This is a genomic window from Tessaracoccus luoxuelianae, from assembly GCF_055326245.1.
Window position 1 is genome coordinate 305,618 of the sequence record NZ_JBUZNO010000004.1, and the last position, 15,575, is coordinate 321,192.

Sequence of the window (15,575 nt, forward strand, 5' to 3'; positions counted from 1 at the left end):
CCCAGTAGGGGGAGGGCCGCCCGGACCGGCTAGGCTGGCCCCTCGTGGAGAGCGTGCGCAAGGTCGGGTTCGACCGCGAGAAGTATCTGGTCCTTCAGTCCCACCACATCGATGAGCGGCGCAGGCGCTTCGGCGGCAAGCTGTACCTCGAGTTCGGCGGCAAGCTGTTCGACGACCACCACGCCTCCCGTGTGCTGCCCGGCTTCACCCCGGACAACAAGATCGCCATGCTGGAGACCCTCAAGGACGAGGTCGAGGTGGTCATCGTCGTCAGCGCCCACGATCTCGCCCGGAACAAGGTGCGCGCGGACCTCGGCATCCCCTATGAGTCAGATGTGCTCCGGCTCATCGACGAGTTCCGGTCCTACGGGCTGTATGTCGGTAGCGTCGTCATCACGCAGATGACCGATGAGCACCGGCAGGGGAGGGCGTTCAAGCGCAAGCTGGAGCGGCTCGGGCTGAAGGTCTACCGTCACTACCCGATCAAGGGCTACCCCAGCGATGTCGCGCTGATCGTCAGCGACAACGGCTACGGCCGCAACGACTACATCGAGACCACCCGCGACCTCGTGGTCGTCACAGCCCCCGGCCCCGGCAGCGGGAAGATGGCCACCTGCCTGTCGCAGCTGTACCACGACCACAAGCGCGGGATCCCCTCCGGCTACGCCAAGTTCGAGACGTTCCCCATCTGGAACCTCCCGCTGGACCACCCTGTCAACCTGGCCTACGAGGCAGCCACGGCGGACCTCGACGACGTCAACATGATCGACCCGTTCCACCTCGCCGCCTACGGCGAGCAGGTGGTCAACTACAACCGCGACGTCGAGATCTTCCCCGTCCTCAAGCTGCTGTTCGAGCAGCTCACCGGCGCCTCGCCGTACCAGTCGCCCACCGACATGGGCGTCAACATGGCGGGGCAGTGCATCTCCGACGACGAGGTGTGCAGGGCGGCCTCCAAGCAGGAGGTCATCCGCCGTTACTACAAGGCGCTGGTGCACGAGCGACGCGACGAGCTCGAGCCCACGCTGTCGGACCGCATCGCGTTGATAATGCGCACGTTGGGCATCGGGGTGGAGGACCGCCCGGTCGTGGGACCGGCTCTGGAGACCGAACGCCGCACCAAGGGGCCGGCAGCCTCGCTGCAGCTGCCCGACGGCACCGTCGTGACCGGCAAGACCTCGGCGCTGCTGGGCAGTTCCTCGGCCCTCCTGCTCAACGCCCTCAAGCTCCTCGCCGGCCTGCCGGACGAGGCACACCTGCTGGCGCCGGAGACGATCGGCCCGATCCAGACCCTGAAGACGCAGCACCTCGGTAGCGCCAACCCGCGTCTGCACACCGACGAGGTGCTCATCGCCCTGTCCGTGGGCGCCACCTACGACGAGTTCGCCAGACGGGCCCTGGCCGAGCTGCCGCACCTGCGCGGCTGCGACGTGCACACCACGGTGATCCTCGGACCTGTCGACGAGGCCATCTTCCGTAACCTCGGGGTCAACGTCACCAGCGAGCCCGTCTACCAGAGCAAGAAGCTGTACCGGAAGCGGTGATCGGGCCGCGCCGTCCGGTGCTGATCTAGACTGCCGCCCGTGGGAAACCGACAGCCGCCAGTCCAGCAGGCACCTCCGGCGCAGAAGCTGCGGCTGCGCTACGCCAAGCGTGGCCCCGGACGCTTCACCTCGCACCGCGACTTCGGGCGTGCGCTCGAGCGCGCCCTGCGACGCGCGGAGATCCCGATGGCCTACTCCTCGGGCTTCTCGCCCCACCCCCGCATCTCCTACGCCAACGCCGCGCCCACGTCCGCAGCCTCCGAAGCGGAGTACGTGGAGCTGGGCCTCACCGAGGTCTGCAACCCGGTCAAGCTCGTGGAGGCGCTCAACGCGGTCCTCCCGCAGGGCTTCGTCGTGCTGGACGCGGCCGAAGCAGTCAAGGAGTCGCTCGGTGATCTGCTGCAGGCGTCGGACTGGGTGATCAGCCTCGCCGGGGCAGAGCCGGGCGTCCTCAGCTCGGCCGCGTCGTCGCTCCTCGATCGGGAGGAGTACATCATCGAGCGGATGACGAAGAACGGCATGCGGGCCTTCGACGTGCGCGCGGCCATCGTGAGTTTGAGTGTCTCCGACGACGAGACGCTGCTGCTGCGCTCGATTCACCAGGCGCCGCTGGTGCGCCCGGATGACGTGGTGACCGCACTGCGTCAGCTCACCCCCCAGGTGCCCGCGCAGGCCCTCCTCACCCGCCTGGCGCAGGGGCCGCTGGCAGACGGCGTGATCGGCGACCCGCTGCACTGATCGGCGCGGTGATGCGCCAAGTGTTGCGACGGTGTGCGAGAATAACGCTCAGGTCACGGCACCGCCGGTGCCAACCGGGAGCAGCGAGGCTGCACCGCGGCAGATCTGCCGCGACTGCTCGCACTGCCCTGGAGGCCGGAGTCTTAGCGCACAGCGCGTCTGTGCCCGTCCGCGCATCCGCGCCTGAGGAGCCTCATGCTCGATATCGAGAACGACGGCGTCACCACCGCCGAGGAAACCACACCCACCGCCCCCGTGAGGCGCCGCCGCGCTGCGGGCCGCCCGGCAGGCCCACCCCAGGACGCCGCGGCTGAGCCCACGGGTAGCCCCACGGCTGAGCCCACCAGTAGCCAGACGGCTGAGCCGGAAGCGGCTGACCTGACGCCCAAGCGACGCCGCGTCGCCTCGAAGCCGGACGCGGCCGCCGCGCCCGTTCGTCGACGCAGGGTGAAGGCGGTGGAGGCTCCCTCCGAGGAGGCTCCCGCTGAAGTCGCCCCCCTTGAAGAGGCCCCCGCTGCGGAGATCGCCGCGGAGGCTCCCGTCGTGGAGGCGACCCCGCCGGTAGAGGAGAGCAAGCCGGTACGCCGCCGCGCCACCCGCCGCACCGCGCCGCCCGCGCCAAGCGAGCCCGCGCCAAGCGAGCCCGCGCCCGTCGTCACCCCCGCCCAGGTCGATGATTCGCCCGCGCCGGCCGAGGAGTCTTCCGCGACGCCGATCGACGAGCAGTCCCCGGAAGCAGCAGTGCCGCAGGCGTCCGCGCCCGCTCCTGTCCGCCGCCGGCGGGCGTCGCGACCGGCCGCCGCCCCCGAGCCGGTGGTCGCCGCTGAGCCCGCAGCAGTCCCGGAGCCAGCGGCCGCGCCGCAGCCGGCACTCGTTCCCGCCGAGACCGCGACCCCCGTCGCTTCCGAGACCGCACCCGCCGAGGAAGCAGGCCCCACCTCCACCCGCAGCCGTCGTCGGCGCGCCAGCCGCCCGGCGGCCCCGCCCGCCACGCTCCCCGAAGGGCAGGACGAGGACGCCATCGGTGTCGCGCTCCGCGCCGCTGAGGAGGTCGCGGAGGCCCGCCGGGCCCTCCTGACCGACCCCTTCCTCACCGCAGCAGCCCGTGAGCAGCAGCTCGCGGCCCTGGCCGGCGCGATTGCAGGCAGCCCCGCGGAGGAAGGCGAGGCTGAGCCCGAGGACGAAGACGGCGAGCTGACCGAAGCAGAGACGGACGAGGCTGCCGTCGAACCCGCGGAGGACGAGCCCGAATCCGACGAAGAAGACAGCGACGAAGCCGTCGACGATGAGTCCGACGACGACCGTCCCTCCCGCCGTCGCCGCCGACGCGGGGGCAGGCGCCGCCGTCGGGGTGGCTCCCGCGATGGCGCGGAGGACTCGGAGGCCGACTCTGACGAGGCCGAGGAAGCGGAATCGGAGGCCCCCGCGGAGGAGGCTGCCGAGGGCGAGCCTGACGCCGAGGGTGCCGAGCAGGACACGGCTGAGGCAGACGACAACGGAACAACCCGCCGTCGCCGCCGCCGTCGCCGTCGTGGCGAGGGCGCAGATGCCGATTCCACGTCGTCTGACGAGGTGACCGGCATCGAGGGCTCCACCCGCATGGAGGCCAAGCGCCAGCGCCGCAAGGAGTCCCGTGCCGCGGGGCGCCGCCGCGCCCCCATCCTCAGCGAGGCCGAGTTTCTGACGCGCCGGGAGGCGGTGGACCGCAGGCTGGTCATCCGCCAGTCCGAGGACTACACGCAGTTGGCCGTGGTGGAGGACAACATCCTCGTCGAGCACTACGTGGACAAGGCGTCGGCCACCTCCCTGATCGGCAACATCTACGTCGGTCGCATCCAGAACGTGCTGCCCAGCATGGAGGCCGCGTTCATCGACATCGGCCGCGGCCGCAACGCCGTGCTGTACGCCGGTGAGGTGGACTGGGCCAACTTCGGCGTCACAGGGGAGAACCGCAAGGTCGAGAACGTCCTGAAGTCGGGCCAGAGCGTTCTGGTGCAGGTGACGAAGGATCCCGTCGGGGCCAAGGGTGCCCGCCTCACGGGGCACATCTCCCTGCCTGGCCGCTACATCGTCTACTCGCCGGGCGGCCACCTGTCGGGGATCTCCCGCAAGCTGCCGGACACCGAGCGCAACCGTCTCCGCACCATCCTCGGGTCGCTGATCTCCGACGACGAGTCCGTCATCGTGCGGACCGCGGCGGAGGGCGCCAGCGAAGAGGAGCTGATCCGTGACGTCAACCGTCTCAAGGCCCAATGGGAGGTCATCGAGAAGAAGACGAAGCAGGGCAGCGCCCCACAGGCCCTCTACTCGGAGCCGGACCTGACCCTGCGGATCGTCCGCGACCTCTTCACCGAGGACTTCGGCCAGCTGATCGTCCAGGGCGACGGCGGCCCGTCTGACGCCTACGACGCCATCTCGGCCTACGTGAGTCACGTCGCGCCGCACCTGGCGGAGCGCCTGGTGCGCTTCGAACCCGCCGAAGACGGCCGGGACGCGTTCTCGCAGTTCAAGATCGACGAGCAGATCGCCAAGGCGTTGGATCGCAAGGTCTTCCTGCCTTCCGGCGGGTCCCTGGTGATCGACCGCACCGAAGCCATGACGGTCGTCGACGTCAACACGGGGCGCTTCACGGGCACCGGAGGCAACCTCGAGGCCACTGTCACCAGCAACAACCTGGAGGCGGCGGAGGAGATCGTGCGCCAGCTGCGCCTGCGCGACATCGGCGGCATCATCGTGATCGACTTCATCGACATGGTCCTGCCGAGCAACCGCGAGCTGCTGCTGCGCCGCCTCGTCGAGTGTCTCGGCCGCGACCGTACACGTCACCAGGTCGCGGAGGTGACCAGCCTCGGGCTGGTGCAGCTGACGCGCAAGCGGATCGGCACCGGCCTGGCCGAGGCGTTCACCGAGCCGTGCGAACACTGCCAGGGGGCGGGCTATGTCCGCTTTGAGGAGCCTGTGGATTCGCAGGCGCCCTCCGACGGCGGGGAGCGCAGGTCGCCGCGACGCCGCGGCAAGAAGTAGGCCCCATTTGGTCAATTCCACGCGGGCGGGTTAACATTCTACGGTTGCCTGCTCGCGTGGGCTTCACCCCAGAGCAATCCAGGCCATGGCCTGGGCACAGACAACAAGGAGATTCCAGTGGCCGCCACGTGTGATGTTTGCGCCAAGGGACCCGGCTTCGGTCACAACGTTCCTTGGTCGAAGAAGAAGACCAATCGCCGCTGGAACCCGAACATCCAGCGCGTGCGTGCCACCATCAACGGCACCCCGCAGCGCGTGAACGTGTGCACCTCCTGCCTCAAGGCCGGTAAGGTCTCGCGCTAGTTCGCATCCCTGACGCCGAGAGCCGGCGGTCCCCACGACGGGGCCGCCGGTTTTTCGCGTCCCCATCCCGCGCCCCTCGGACTGTCTGCGGGGGCCGGTAGGGTCTTGCTCATGTCCTTCTGGCGCACCCCGATCTACCGCGACCTCGGGCGTCGGCTCGTTGATGTGGTCGGTGGCAAGACGGCCGCAGAGTTCGAGCGATTGGGGATCAGCACCGTCGACGATCTGGTGCGGCACGTGCCGCGCCGCTATATCTCCGGCACGGAGATGTCCGACTTCAGCACCCTCACGGTGGGGCAGGACGTCGCGGTGATCGCCCAGGTGGTCGGAGCGAGGCAGTTCCACTCCTCTGGCGCGGGCCGCGTCCAGGCCGTCCTGAGCGACGGCCACGGGCGGCTCTCGGTGGCGTTCTTCGCGAAGAAGCAGCGGGTGCTGGATTATTGGGAGCGGCAGCTGGCCCCAGGCCGTCGGGGGATCTTCATCGGGCGTGTCGGCCGGTTCAACGAGCAGCTCCAGCTGGCCCACCCGGATTTCGTGATGCTCGACGGCGCCCGCATCTCCGGAGGCAAGGACGCCGAGAAGAGGGCCGCCATGGAGCGCAGCGTGCAGCGCGCCACCATGATCGGGCTGTACCCGGCCACAGGAAAACTACCCACGTGGGTGATCGCCGAGTCGATCCAGTTGGTCCTGCCCACCCTGTCCGGAGACACCCTCCCGGGGTGGGTGGTCGACGAGGCAGGGGTGCTGCCGTTCCAGGACGCGCTCACCGCCGTCCACGAGCCTGTCGAGGTACGGCAGGCGGAGCACGGCCAGGCGCGGCTCCGGTTCGACGAGGCGTTCGGCATTCAGCTGGCCATGGCGGCCAGGCGGAGAGAGGCCGCCGGGGAGCTCGCCACGCCGCGTCCCCGTCGCCCAGGGGGGCTCCTCGAAGCGTTCGACGAGAGGCTGCCCTTCACCCTCACCGACGGGCAGAGAAACATCGGGGAGGTCATCTTCGGCGAGCTCGCAGGCGGGGCGCCGATGAACCGTCTCCTCCAAGGCGAGGTCGGGTCGGGGAAGACGCTCGTGGCGCTCCGGGCCATGCTTGCGGTGGTTGATTCCGGCGGACAGTCAGTACTACTGGCTCCCACCGAGGTCCTGGCCAAGCAGCACTACCAGACCATCTCCCAGCTGCTCGGTGATCTGGGCCAGGGTCGCCAGCTCGGCGCCCACCCGGAAGCCACGGGAGTGGTGCTCCTCACGGGGAGCCGCTCCGCCGCGGCCAAGCGTGGTGTGCTGGCGCAGATCGCCACCGGCGAGGCGGGGATCGTGGTGGGCACGCACGCGCTCCTCAGTGACCCGGTGGCCTTCAACGACCTGGGTCTGGTCGTCGTCGACGAGCAGCACCGTTTCGGCGTCGAGCAGCGGGCCGCGCTCGCCGCGAAGGCGGAGAGGAAGCCCCACACGCTCGTCATGACCGCTACGCCCATTCCCCGATCCATCGCCATGACGGTGTTCGGGGATCTGGAGGTCAGCGAGCTGCGCGAGCTCCCGGCCGGCCGGGCGGCCGTGCAGACGGTGTTCGTCGATACCGCGCAGACGCCGCACTGGGTGCCGCGCGCCTGGGAGCGCATCCGGGAGGAGGTGGAGCGGGGCAGGCAGGCGTTCGTGGTGTGCCCGTCCATCACCGCCAAGGAGGCAGAGGCGGGGGGCGCGCCCGCGATGTCCGCCGTCGAGGAGCTCGCCCCGCAGCTGGCCGCCGGACCCCTCGCGGGTCTGCGCATCGGGACGGTGCACGGCAAACAGCCCGCGGCCGATCGGGACGACGCCATGGCCGCCTTCGCAGATGGGCGGCTGGATGTGCTGGTGGCCACCACGGTGATCGAGGTGGGCGTGGACGTGCCCAACGCGTCGGTGATGGTGGTGGTGGACGCGGACCGCTTCGGGCTCTCCCAGCTGCATCAGTTGCGGGGGCGCATCGGTCGAGGGGAGCATCCGGGGCTGTGCCTCCTGCTCGCCGCAGTCGGGGAGAACCTCGACGCTCTGACCCGCCTCCAGGCCATGACGTCGACCACTGACGGCTTCGAGCTGGCCGAGCTCGACCTGAGGCTGCGCCGGGAGGGAGACGTCCTGGGCGCCGCCCAGTCCGGCGGGGGATCGCTCAAGCTGCTGCGGGCTCTGGACGACGCGGGTGTGATCCAGGCGGCCAAGGCGCTCGCTGAGCGTGTCCTGGAGGACCCGCGGTCCTCCACGGACCCGCTGCTGGCAGACCTGATGGCGAAGGCAGACGCCGTCGCCGCCGGAGAGTGGATGGAGAAGTCGTGAGCAGGATCATCGCCGGCCGGGCGAAGGGACGCCGCCTGAGCACCCCGAAGGGCGCGCGCACCAGGCCCACCACAGACCGCACCCGGGAGGCGTTGTTCTCTGCGCTGTCGAGCTGGTTCAACTCCGCTGACTCGGACGCCTCAGCCCACCTCGCGGGGGTCTCCGTGCTGGACCTCTTCGCGGGCTCGGGGGCGGTTGGCCTCGAGGCGGCCAGCCGTGGTGCGGCGCCGGTGGTGCTCGTCGAACAGGACAGGCCCACCGCCAGGCTGATCCAGGACAACGCCCGGGCCACGGGCCTGGCGGTGGAGGTCGTCGTGGCCAAGGCAGAGGCTGTCGCCGGTTCCCCGGGCCGGACGTTCGACCTGGTCTTCCTCGATCCCCCCTACGAGATGGCCACCGAATCCATCGAGACCCTGCTGGAGAACCTGGCCGTCAGCGCGTTGGCGGGGCGCGGTCTGGTGGTCGTGGAGCGCTCCTCTCGGGACCGTGACCCCGGCTGGCCGCCGGGCTACACAGACACCTGGCTGCGCCGCTACGGTGAGACGACGCTCCACTTCGGGGCTGTGGACTAGGAGTGATGCCATGACGGTCTTGTGCCCCGGGTCGTTCGACCCGATCACCGTGGGCCACCTCGACGTCATCCGGCGGGCGCACGCGCTGTTCGGGGCCGTGGTCGTCGCCATCGGCAACAACTCCACCAAGAACTACCTGTTCAGTTTCGACGAGCGCGTGGAGCTGGTTCAGGGAGCGACGGCGGACCTGGACCACATCACCGTGGAGCCCATGGAGGGGCTCCTGGTGGACTTCTGCCGCACCCGCGGGATTCCTGCAGTGGTTAAGGGCCTGCGGTTCGGGTCTGACTTCGACTTCGAGCTCCAGATGGCCCACATGAACCACGCCATGGGTCCGGTGGAGACTGTCCTGCTGCCCGCCGGCAAGGAGCACGTGACCTTGTCCTCGACCATCATCCGTCAGGTGGTCCGGCTCGGCGGCGACGTCTCCGCCTACGTGCCCGGCAACGTCGCGCTCGCCATCGAGGAGAGGCGTCGAGCGGGCACGCTCTGAGCGCATTTCCGTTTTGGGAATTCTGCGGGCCCTCGGTAGAGTTGGAAGCCGGTCATGACGAGTCATGGACGGTAGACGAAGGGAATCCGACGTGTCACCCGTGCATCCCCACCCGGATCGCCGCTCGCCACTGGTTTTTGAGGTGCACGAGCTCGCGCGCAGGGCTGGGACGATGAAACAGGTAGTCACCACGGTTCCCGCGCCTGCCGACATGGGCACGGAAGTGATCGGGGTGCCGCAAGACACCGACATCGAGCTGGATCTCCGGTTCGAGGCGGTGACCGAAGGCGTCCTGGTGACGGGCACAGCAACCGTGGAACTCCACGGCCAATGCGCCCGCTGCCTGGATGACATCGAGGAGCAAGCCTCCTTCGATGTGCAGGAGCTCTACTTCTATCCCGGCAACGAGATAGACACGGACGAGAGCCTCATCGTGGATGAGACGATCGATCTGGACGAGGCCCTGCGTGACGCCGTGGTGCTCGAGTTGCCGTTCACGCCCCTGTGCGAGGATGATTGCCTGGGTCTCTGCCCCACATGTGGAGCAGACCTCAATGACGATCCCGACCACACTCACGGTCTACAGGTTGATCCCAGGTGGGAGAAGCTGACCGGGCTGAGCGGGGAAGCACCCAACTGAGCAAACCTGTCAGTTACTGACGAAGGAGAAGATCGTGGCCGTTCCGAAGCGGAAGATGTCGCGCAGCAATACCCGTTCGCGCCGTGCGCAGTGGAAGACGACTGTCGTCCCCACCGTCGTGTGCGCCAACCCGGCCTGCCGCGAACCCCACCTGCAGCACACCGCATGCGCGAGCTGCGGACAGTACGGACCCCGCGGCAGCCGCCGCCAGGTCCTCGAGGTCTGAGCCTGGCCCACCCCCGCGGAGCGGGTCGTCCCCGTCCTCGGGGTCGGTGTCACGACGAGACCGCACGCGTGGGGGTCTCAGCGGGATGAGCAGACTGGAAGAGCAGCTGAAGGAGCTGGGCGTCGAGGTGGACGCCCAGCTCTTTGAGTTGTCCTTCACGCACCGCAGCTACGCCTACGAGCACGGCGGCATCGAGTCCAACGAGCGGCTCGAATTCCTCGGCGATGCAGTGCTCCAGATCGTCGTCACCGAGCACATCTTCCGCAGCTATCCGGACCTCCCCGAGGGACACCTGGCGAAGCTCCGGTCCCGCGTGGTGAGTTCCGTGGCCCTCGCGGACGTCGCCCGTCTCCTCGAGCTCGGGGATCACCTGCTCCTCGGCAAAGGCGAGGTGGCCACCCGCGGGCGGGACAAGACCTCCATCCTGGCGGACACGATGGAGGCGGTCATCGGCGCCGTCTACATCTCTGACGGCCCGGAGTCCGCCGCGCGTTTCATCCACCGCAATCTGGATGAGCAGATCGCCGACGCCCAACGAAGCAGGGACTACGCGGATCACAAGACGGCGCTGCAGGAGATCTGCTCGCAGCGCGGTTGGTCACTTCCCCGCTACGAGGTCAGCGGCGAGGGCCCTGACCACCAGCGGGTCTTCACGGCAGTCGTCATCGTCGACGAGCGGGTTCGTGGGCGGGGTACCGCACCGAGCAAGAAGCACGCCGAGCAGATCGCCGCCCGCGCGGCCTGCGAGGATCTCGCCGGTGCCTGAGCTGCCCGAAGTCGAGGTGGTGAGGCGCGGGCTGTCGGGTCACCTCACGGGACGCAGGATCATCCGCGTCAGCGTCCTCCACCCCAGACCCGTGCGAAGCCACCCTGGGGGGCCTGCGGGGTTCGTCGCCAACCTTGAGGGGCGACAGGTCGACGGGGTGCGCCGCCGCGGCAAGTACCTGTGGTGGGTCCTGGGCGACGACGCGATGGTGGCCCATCTCGGGATGAGCGGCCAGTTCAGGCTCAACCGTCCCGGCGACGAGCACGCCCGCAACACGCGCGTGATCTTCGGCCTCGACGACGGCCAGGAGCTGCGGTTCGTCGACCAACGGATGTTCGGCGGACTCGACTGGCGCGCCGGGCAGGCCACGTGTCCAGTCCCTCACGTGGCGCTCGATCCCTTCGACGAGGCTTTCGACGAGGCCGCCGTCTCAGCGCGGCTCCGCAGCAGGCGCACGACCGTGAAGCGGGCGCTGTTGGACCAGACCCTGGTCTCCGGCATCGGGAACATCTACGCCGACGAGGCCCTGTGGCAGGCCCGGACCCACTTCGACCACCCCACCGCGGGGCTGTCACCCCAGCGTTCCCGGAGGGTCCTCCGCGCGGCGGGCGAGGTGATGGCCGAGGCGCTGGCCCAGGGTGGGACGTCGTTCGATTCCCTCTACGTCAACGTCAACGGGGAGTCCGGCTACTTCTCCCGCTCGCTGGAGGCCTACGGGCGCGAGAACGGGCCCTGCTCGCGCTGCGGCACGCCCATCGCGCGCCGCTCCTTCATGAACAGGAGCAGCTACTTTTGTCCGAGATGCCAACGGGCGTGGAAGGGTGGCCAGTGATCAAGAAGATGCTGCACCGCTATCGGAGCTCAATCCGACAGCTCCTCCGCTTCGGCATGGTCGGAGGCCTCGGAGTGGTGGTCAACATGGCCGTCATCTGGGTCCAGCGCCACAGCCTGCCCATCTTCTGGCCGGAGTCCGCCTACGGCGGCGGGGCCTGGTGGTCCATTCCGGGCACCGAGTTCAACATCCGTTGGTATCACGTGATGAGCATGGTGGCCTTCATGGTGGCCAATCTCGTCAACTTCCAGCTCAACAGGTGGTGGACCTTCGGCTCGCACAAGCACTCGGCCTGGTGGCGCGAGTACTGGCCGTTCCTCACCGTCGGGCTCGCCGCGCAGCTCATCGGAATGGGCCTGCTGACCCTGTTGATGTGGGAGCAGTCGCCCATCGCGCTGCCCAGCGACGTCTTCGACAACTCCAGCGGCCTGCGGACCAAGTTCTACTGGGCGCAGCTGATCATGATTTTCTTCACCATCCCGGTCAGTTTCCTCCTGAACAAGTTCTGGACGTTCCGGTCCATTCGGACCGCCCTGCCGCCGGTCGAGGCAGCCTAGAGCAGGTATGTACCTCAAACAGCTGACCCTGCGCGGGTTCAAGTCCTTCGCCTCCGCTACCACGCTGGTCTTCGAACCGGGAATCACGTGCGTCGTCGGGCCCAACGGCTCCGGGAAGTCGAACGTCGTCGACGCCCTCAGCTGGGTGATGGGGGAGCAGGGAGCCAAGACGTTGCGCGGCGGCAAGATGGAGGACGTCATCTTCGCCGGCACCGCCAAGCGTGCCCCGCTGGGGCGGGCCGAGGTCGAGCTCACCATCGACAACTCGGACGGTGCGCTGCCCATCGAATACGCAGAGGTCACGATCACCCGCACCATGTTTCGCAGCGGCGGCTCGGAGTACGCCATCAACGGGGCCGCGGCCCGGCTACTCGATGTCCAGGAACTGCTGAGTGACTCCGGGATCGGCCGCGAGATGCACGTCATCGTCGGCCAAGGCCAACTCGACGCCATCCTCCAAGCCACCCCGGAATCCCGCCGCGGCTTCATCGAAGAGGCGGCCGGGGTGCTCAAGCACCGCAAGCGCAAGGAGAAGGCGCTGCGGAAACTGGAAGCCACGAAGGCGAACCTCGAGCGGCTGGGCGACCTCGTCGCGGAGCTGCAGCGCCAACTGAAACCCCTGGGCCGGCAGGCCCAGGCGGCGCGCAAGGCGGCGGTCATCCAGGCCGAGCTGAGGGATGCCCAGGCACGCCTCCTCGCCGACGACCTCGCCACCGCCCAGGCCCAGCTGGCCGCCGAGCTCGCAGACGAGGCGGCCGCGGCTGAGGCCAAGGCGCTCGCCGAGGCAGCGGTGCGGCAGGCGCTCGAGGCGGAGGAGGCAGCCGAACGGATCCTGCGGGAGACCGGCGCCGCGTTCGATGCAGCCCAGGAGCAGTGGTACGCACTCGCCGGGCTCCGCGAGCGCGTCACCACAACGGTCTCGATCGCAGCCGAGCGGATGCGCGCGGGGGACAACCAGCCGTCGCTGGACGTCGGAGGCCGAGACCCGGAGGCGATCGAGGCCGAGGCAGCCGAGTTCCGGACGAGGGAGCTGGGGCTCCGGGCGGAAGTCGAACAGGCGCAGAGCCGCCTCACGGACGCGTCGCTCAGGCGCTCCAGCGCAGAGCAGCGGCACGCTACGGCGGAGCAGGCCTACGCGGCGGCCCTGAGGGCCATCGCAGACCGTCGTGAAGGACTCGCCCGGCTCACCGGCCGCGTGAACTCCGTCACATCCCGGCTCGAGGCCTCGGACGAGGAGGTCCAACGGCTCTCGTCCCGGCGCGACGACGCGCTGGCGCGCGCCGAGGAGGCGGGACGCCGCTACCACGCCACGGAGTCCTCACTCGCCGGGCTGGGCAGCTCGGAGTCGGACCTCGACGAGGGCTACGAACGTGCCGCCGCCCTGGTGGCAGAGGCGGAGGCGGAGTCCGCCACCATGCGGAGTGCGGAGGCGGAGCTCGGTCGGCGCCGCGCCGGGCTGGAGGCTCGCGTCGACGCGCTGCGCCTCATGAGGCTGCGCCGTGACGGGTCGGCGGACCTGATCGAGGCGGGCCACGAGAGCGTGCTGGGGCGGCTGGGTGACCTGCTCACCATCGAGCCGGGGTGGGAGGCGGCCGTGGCCGCCGCGCTCCGAGGGATGGCCGAGTCCGTCGTCGTTCAGGGCCTCGACGGCGCGTTGGACGCCTCCCGCTACCTCGCCGACGGCGACCTCGGCCGCGCGCCGCTCGTGGTCGCCGGGGCGCCGCGGCACGACGGTGCGCCTTCGGTCGGACGACCGTTGCAGGCACTGGTGCAGGCCCCCGAGTCCCTCGCGGGGGCCCTGGACCGGCTGTTGGGTCCGGCGGTGGCGGTGGAGTCGGCGGACGAGGCGGCGGCCGTCGTCGCCGCGCACGCCCACATTGTCGCGGTGACCCGGTCGGGAGATCTGTTCTCCTCGTGGCTGGTGGAAGGAGGTTCGGCGGCCGCCCCGTCGATCCTCGAGGTGCAGGCCCAGCTCGCCCAGGCGGAGCAGGAGCTCGCCCAGTGCGAGCATGAGGCGCACCGGGCACGATTCGCCGCGGAGGCCGTGGCCGAACGTCTGGACGCCGCACGGCTCGACGAGGCCGCCGCCCTCGCGGAGCTGCACGCCTCGGACGCCCAGCTCGCGGCGGTCGCGGAGCAGCTCAACTCGCACCGTCAGGGGCAGGCGTCGGCCGCACGGGAGGCCGAGCGGCTCACCGAGGCCATCGATGCTGCGCTCGCCGCGAGAACCCGGGACGAGGAGCTTCTGACGGAGCTGTCCGCCCGCCTCGAGGTGGCCACAGCCGAGGGGGAGGACGCCGAACCCGATTCGGCAGACCGGGACGAGCGGGCCGCCGAGGCGCGCCGTGCGCGCCAGGAGGAGATGGACGCACGGCTCACGCTTCGCACCGCTGAGGAACAGGTCAAGGCCATCGCGGGACGGGCGGAGGCCCTCGCCCGGTCGGCCCAGCACGAGCGTCAATCACGGGCCAAGGCCAGGGCGCGGGCCGAGTATCTCCGACGGGAGGCCGAGGTGGCCCGCGTGGTGCATGAGGCCGCGCTCAGGCTGACGGAGTTCGTCGAGGGCGCGCGGCGGAGTGCGTCCACGGCGCGCGACGCAGCCGACGAGGCCCGCCGCCGCGCCGAGTCCGGCACCACTCAGGCCAGGCACGCCGCCAAGGCCGCTGCGGCCCGCCTCGACGAGATCGTCCGTGGGGCCCATCGCGATGAGATGGTCCGGATCGAGCATCGGATGCGCGTCGAGCAGCTGGTGGACAGGGCGCTTGCGGAACTCGGCCTGGAGCCCGGGCAACTGGTGGCCGAGTACGGCCCGGACGAGCTGGTCCCGGTGCTCACCCGCCCGGACGGCACCGCGCTCGCTGAGGACGACGAGCAGCCCCCGCCCATGCCGTACAACCGCGAGCAGCAGGCGGCCAGGCTCCGGGCGGCGGAGAAGAACCTGGCGATTCTGGGAAGGGTCAACCCGCTGGCGCTGGAGGAGTTCGACGCGCTCACCGCCCGCCATCAGTTCCTGGCCGAGCAACTCGATGACCTCAAGCAGACCAGGATCGACCTTCTCGAGATCGTGGGGGAGGTGGACAGACGGGTCCAGGAGGTGTTCGAGACGGCCTACCGCGACGTGGAGCGCAGCTTCGCAGACGTCTTCGGCCGTCTGTTCCCCGGCGGCGAGGGGAAGCTGATCCTCACCGATCCCGGTGACTGGCTCACGACGGGCGTCGATGTCGAGGCCAGGCCCGCGGGCAAGCACGTCAAGCGGCTCTCCCTCCTCTCCGGCGGCGAGCGTTCCCTTGTCGCGGTGGCATTCCTGGTGGCCCTGTTCATCGCCCGCCCCAGCCCGTTCTACATCCTCGACGAGGTGGAGGCGGCCCTCGACGACGCCAACCTCGGCAGGCTGCTGGGTATCTACGAGGAGCTTCGCGCCTCGTCGCAGCTGCTCATCATCACGCACCAGAAGCGCACGATGGAGATCGCGGACTCGCTGTACGGCGTCACCATGCGCGGCGACGGCATCTCCACCGTCGTGTCGCAGCGCCTCCACGAACGTTGAGGCGCACAATGGGCTCGTCGTCCGCAACG

General features: G+C 69.6%; 13 protein-coding genes. All 13 read left to right on the plus strand.

Features of this window, described 5'->3' with window-relative positions:
- The first annotated feature begins 44 nt into the window (after window positions 1-44).
- The 13 genes from ACZK39_RS08265 (at window position 45) to smc (ending at window position 15,546) form a co-directional block, all read left to right on the plus strand.
- Window positions 45-1,544, plus strand: a complete 1,500-nt coding sequence (locus tag ACZK39_RS08265) for a DUF1846 domain-containing protein (RefSeq protein ID WP_459054693.1) — start codon at window positions 45-47, stop codon at window positions 1,542-1,544.
- A 39-nt stretch (window positions 1,545-1,583) separates the two neighbouring features.
- The gene (locus tag ACZK39_RS08270) at window positions 1,584-2,282 is read left to right on the plus strand and encodes a TIGR03936 family radical SAM-associated protein (protein ID WP_182799411.1); all 699 of its coding nucleotides are present in this window, start codon (window positions 1,584-1,586) and stop codon (window positions 2,280-2,282) included.
- Window positions 2,283-2,477: 195 nt separating this feature from the next.
- Window positions 2,478-5,306, plus strand: a complete 2,829-nt coding sequence (locus tag ACZK39_RS08275) for an Rne/Rng family ribonuclease (protein WP_459054692.1) — start codon at window positions 2,478-2,480, stop codon at window positions 5,304-5,306.
- 117 nt (window positions 5,307-5,423) lie between these two features.
- Window positions 5,424-5,609 carry a 50S ribosomal protein L28 gene (rpmB, locus tag ACZK39_RS08280; protein WP_182783707.1) on the plus strand — a complete coding sequence of 62 codons (186 nt, stop codon included), beginning with the start codon at window positions 5,424-5,426 and terminating at the stop codon, window positions 5,607-5,609.
- Window positions 5,610-5,720: 111 nt separating this feature from the next.
- The gene (locus tag ACZK39_RS08285; RefSeq protein WP_459054691.1) at window positions 5,721-7,913 is read left to right on the plus strand and encodes an ATP-dependent DNA helicase RecG; all 2,193 of its coding nucleotides are present in this window, start codon (window positions 5,721-5,723) and stop codon (window positions 7,911-7,913) included.
- A complete protein-coding gene (rsmD, locus tag ACZK39_RS08290) occupies window positions 7,910-8,485 on the plus strand; it encodes a 16S rRNA (guanine(966)-N(2))-methyltransferase RsmD (RefSeq protein WP_182799414.1) in 576 nt (191 codons plus the stop codon). Before ACZK39_RS08285 ends, rsmD begins: the two co-directional genes overlap by 4 nt.
- A gap of 10 nt (window positions 8,486-8,495) precedes the next feature.
- On the plus strand, window positions 8,496-8,978 hold the full coding sequence (coaD, locus tag ACZK39_RS08295) for a pantetheine-phosphate adenylyltransferase (protein ID WP_182799415.1): 483 nt from the start codon (window positions 8,496-8,498) through the stop codon (window positions 8,976-8,978).
- A gap of 91 nt (window positions 8,979-9,069) precedes the next feature.
- Window positions 9,070-9,618, plus strand: a complete 549-nt coding sequence (locus tag ACZK39_RS08300; RefSeq protein ID WP_370586071.1) for a YceD family protein — start codon at window positions 9,070-9,072, stop codon at window positions 9,616-9,618.
- Between the two features lie 34 nt (window positions 9,619-9,652).
- Window positions 9,653-9,844 carry a 50S ribosomal protein L32 gene (gene rpmF / locus ACZK39_RS08305; RefSeq protein WP_182783717.1) on the plus strand — a complete coding sequence of 64 codons (192 nt, stop codon included), beginning with the start codon at window positions 9,653-9,655 and terminating at the stop codon, window positions 9,842-9,844.
- An 85-nt stretch (window positions 9,845-9,929) separates the two neighbouring features.
- Window positions 9,930-10,610 carry a ribonuclease III gene (gene rnc, locus ACZK39_RS08310; RefSeq protein ID WP_463613049.1) on the plus strand — a complete coding sequence of 227 codons (681 nt, stop codon included), beginning with the start codon at window positions 9,930-9,932 and terminating at the stop codon, window positions 10,608-10,610.
- Entirely contained in the window at window positions 10,603-11,442 is an 840-nt protein-coding gene (gene mutM, locus ACZK39_RS08315) for a bifunctional DNA-formamidopyrimidine glycosylase/DNA-(apurinic or apyrimidinic site) lyase (RefSeq protein ID WP_459054690.1), read from the plus strand. The genes rnc and mutM overlap by 8 nt, the downstream gene beginning before the upstream one ends.
- Window positions 11,439-11,999, plus strand: coding sequence for a GtrA family protein (locus tag ACZK39_RS08320; RefSeq protein WP_463613050.1), 561 nt, complete (start codon window positions 11,439-11,441; stop codon window positions 11,997-11,999). The genes mutM and ACZK39_RS08320 overlap by 4 nt, the downstream gene beginning before the upstream one ends.
- Before the next feature lie 7 nt (window positions 12,000-12,006).
- Window positions 12,007-15,546, plus strand: a complete 3,540-nt coding sequence (gene smc / locus ACZK39_RS08325; RefSeq protein WP_463613051.1) for a chromosome segregation protein SMC — start codon at window positions 12,007-12,009, stop codon at window positions 15,544-15,546.
- The last annotated feature ends 29 nt before the right edge of the window (window positions 15,547-15,575 follow it).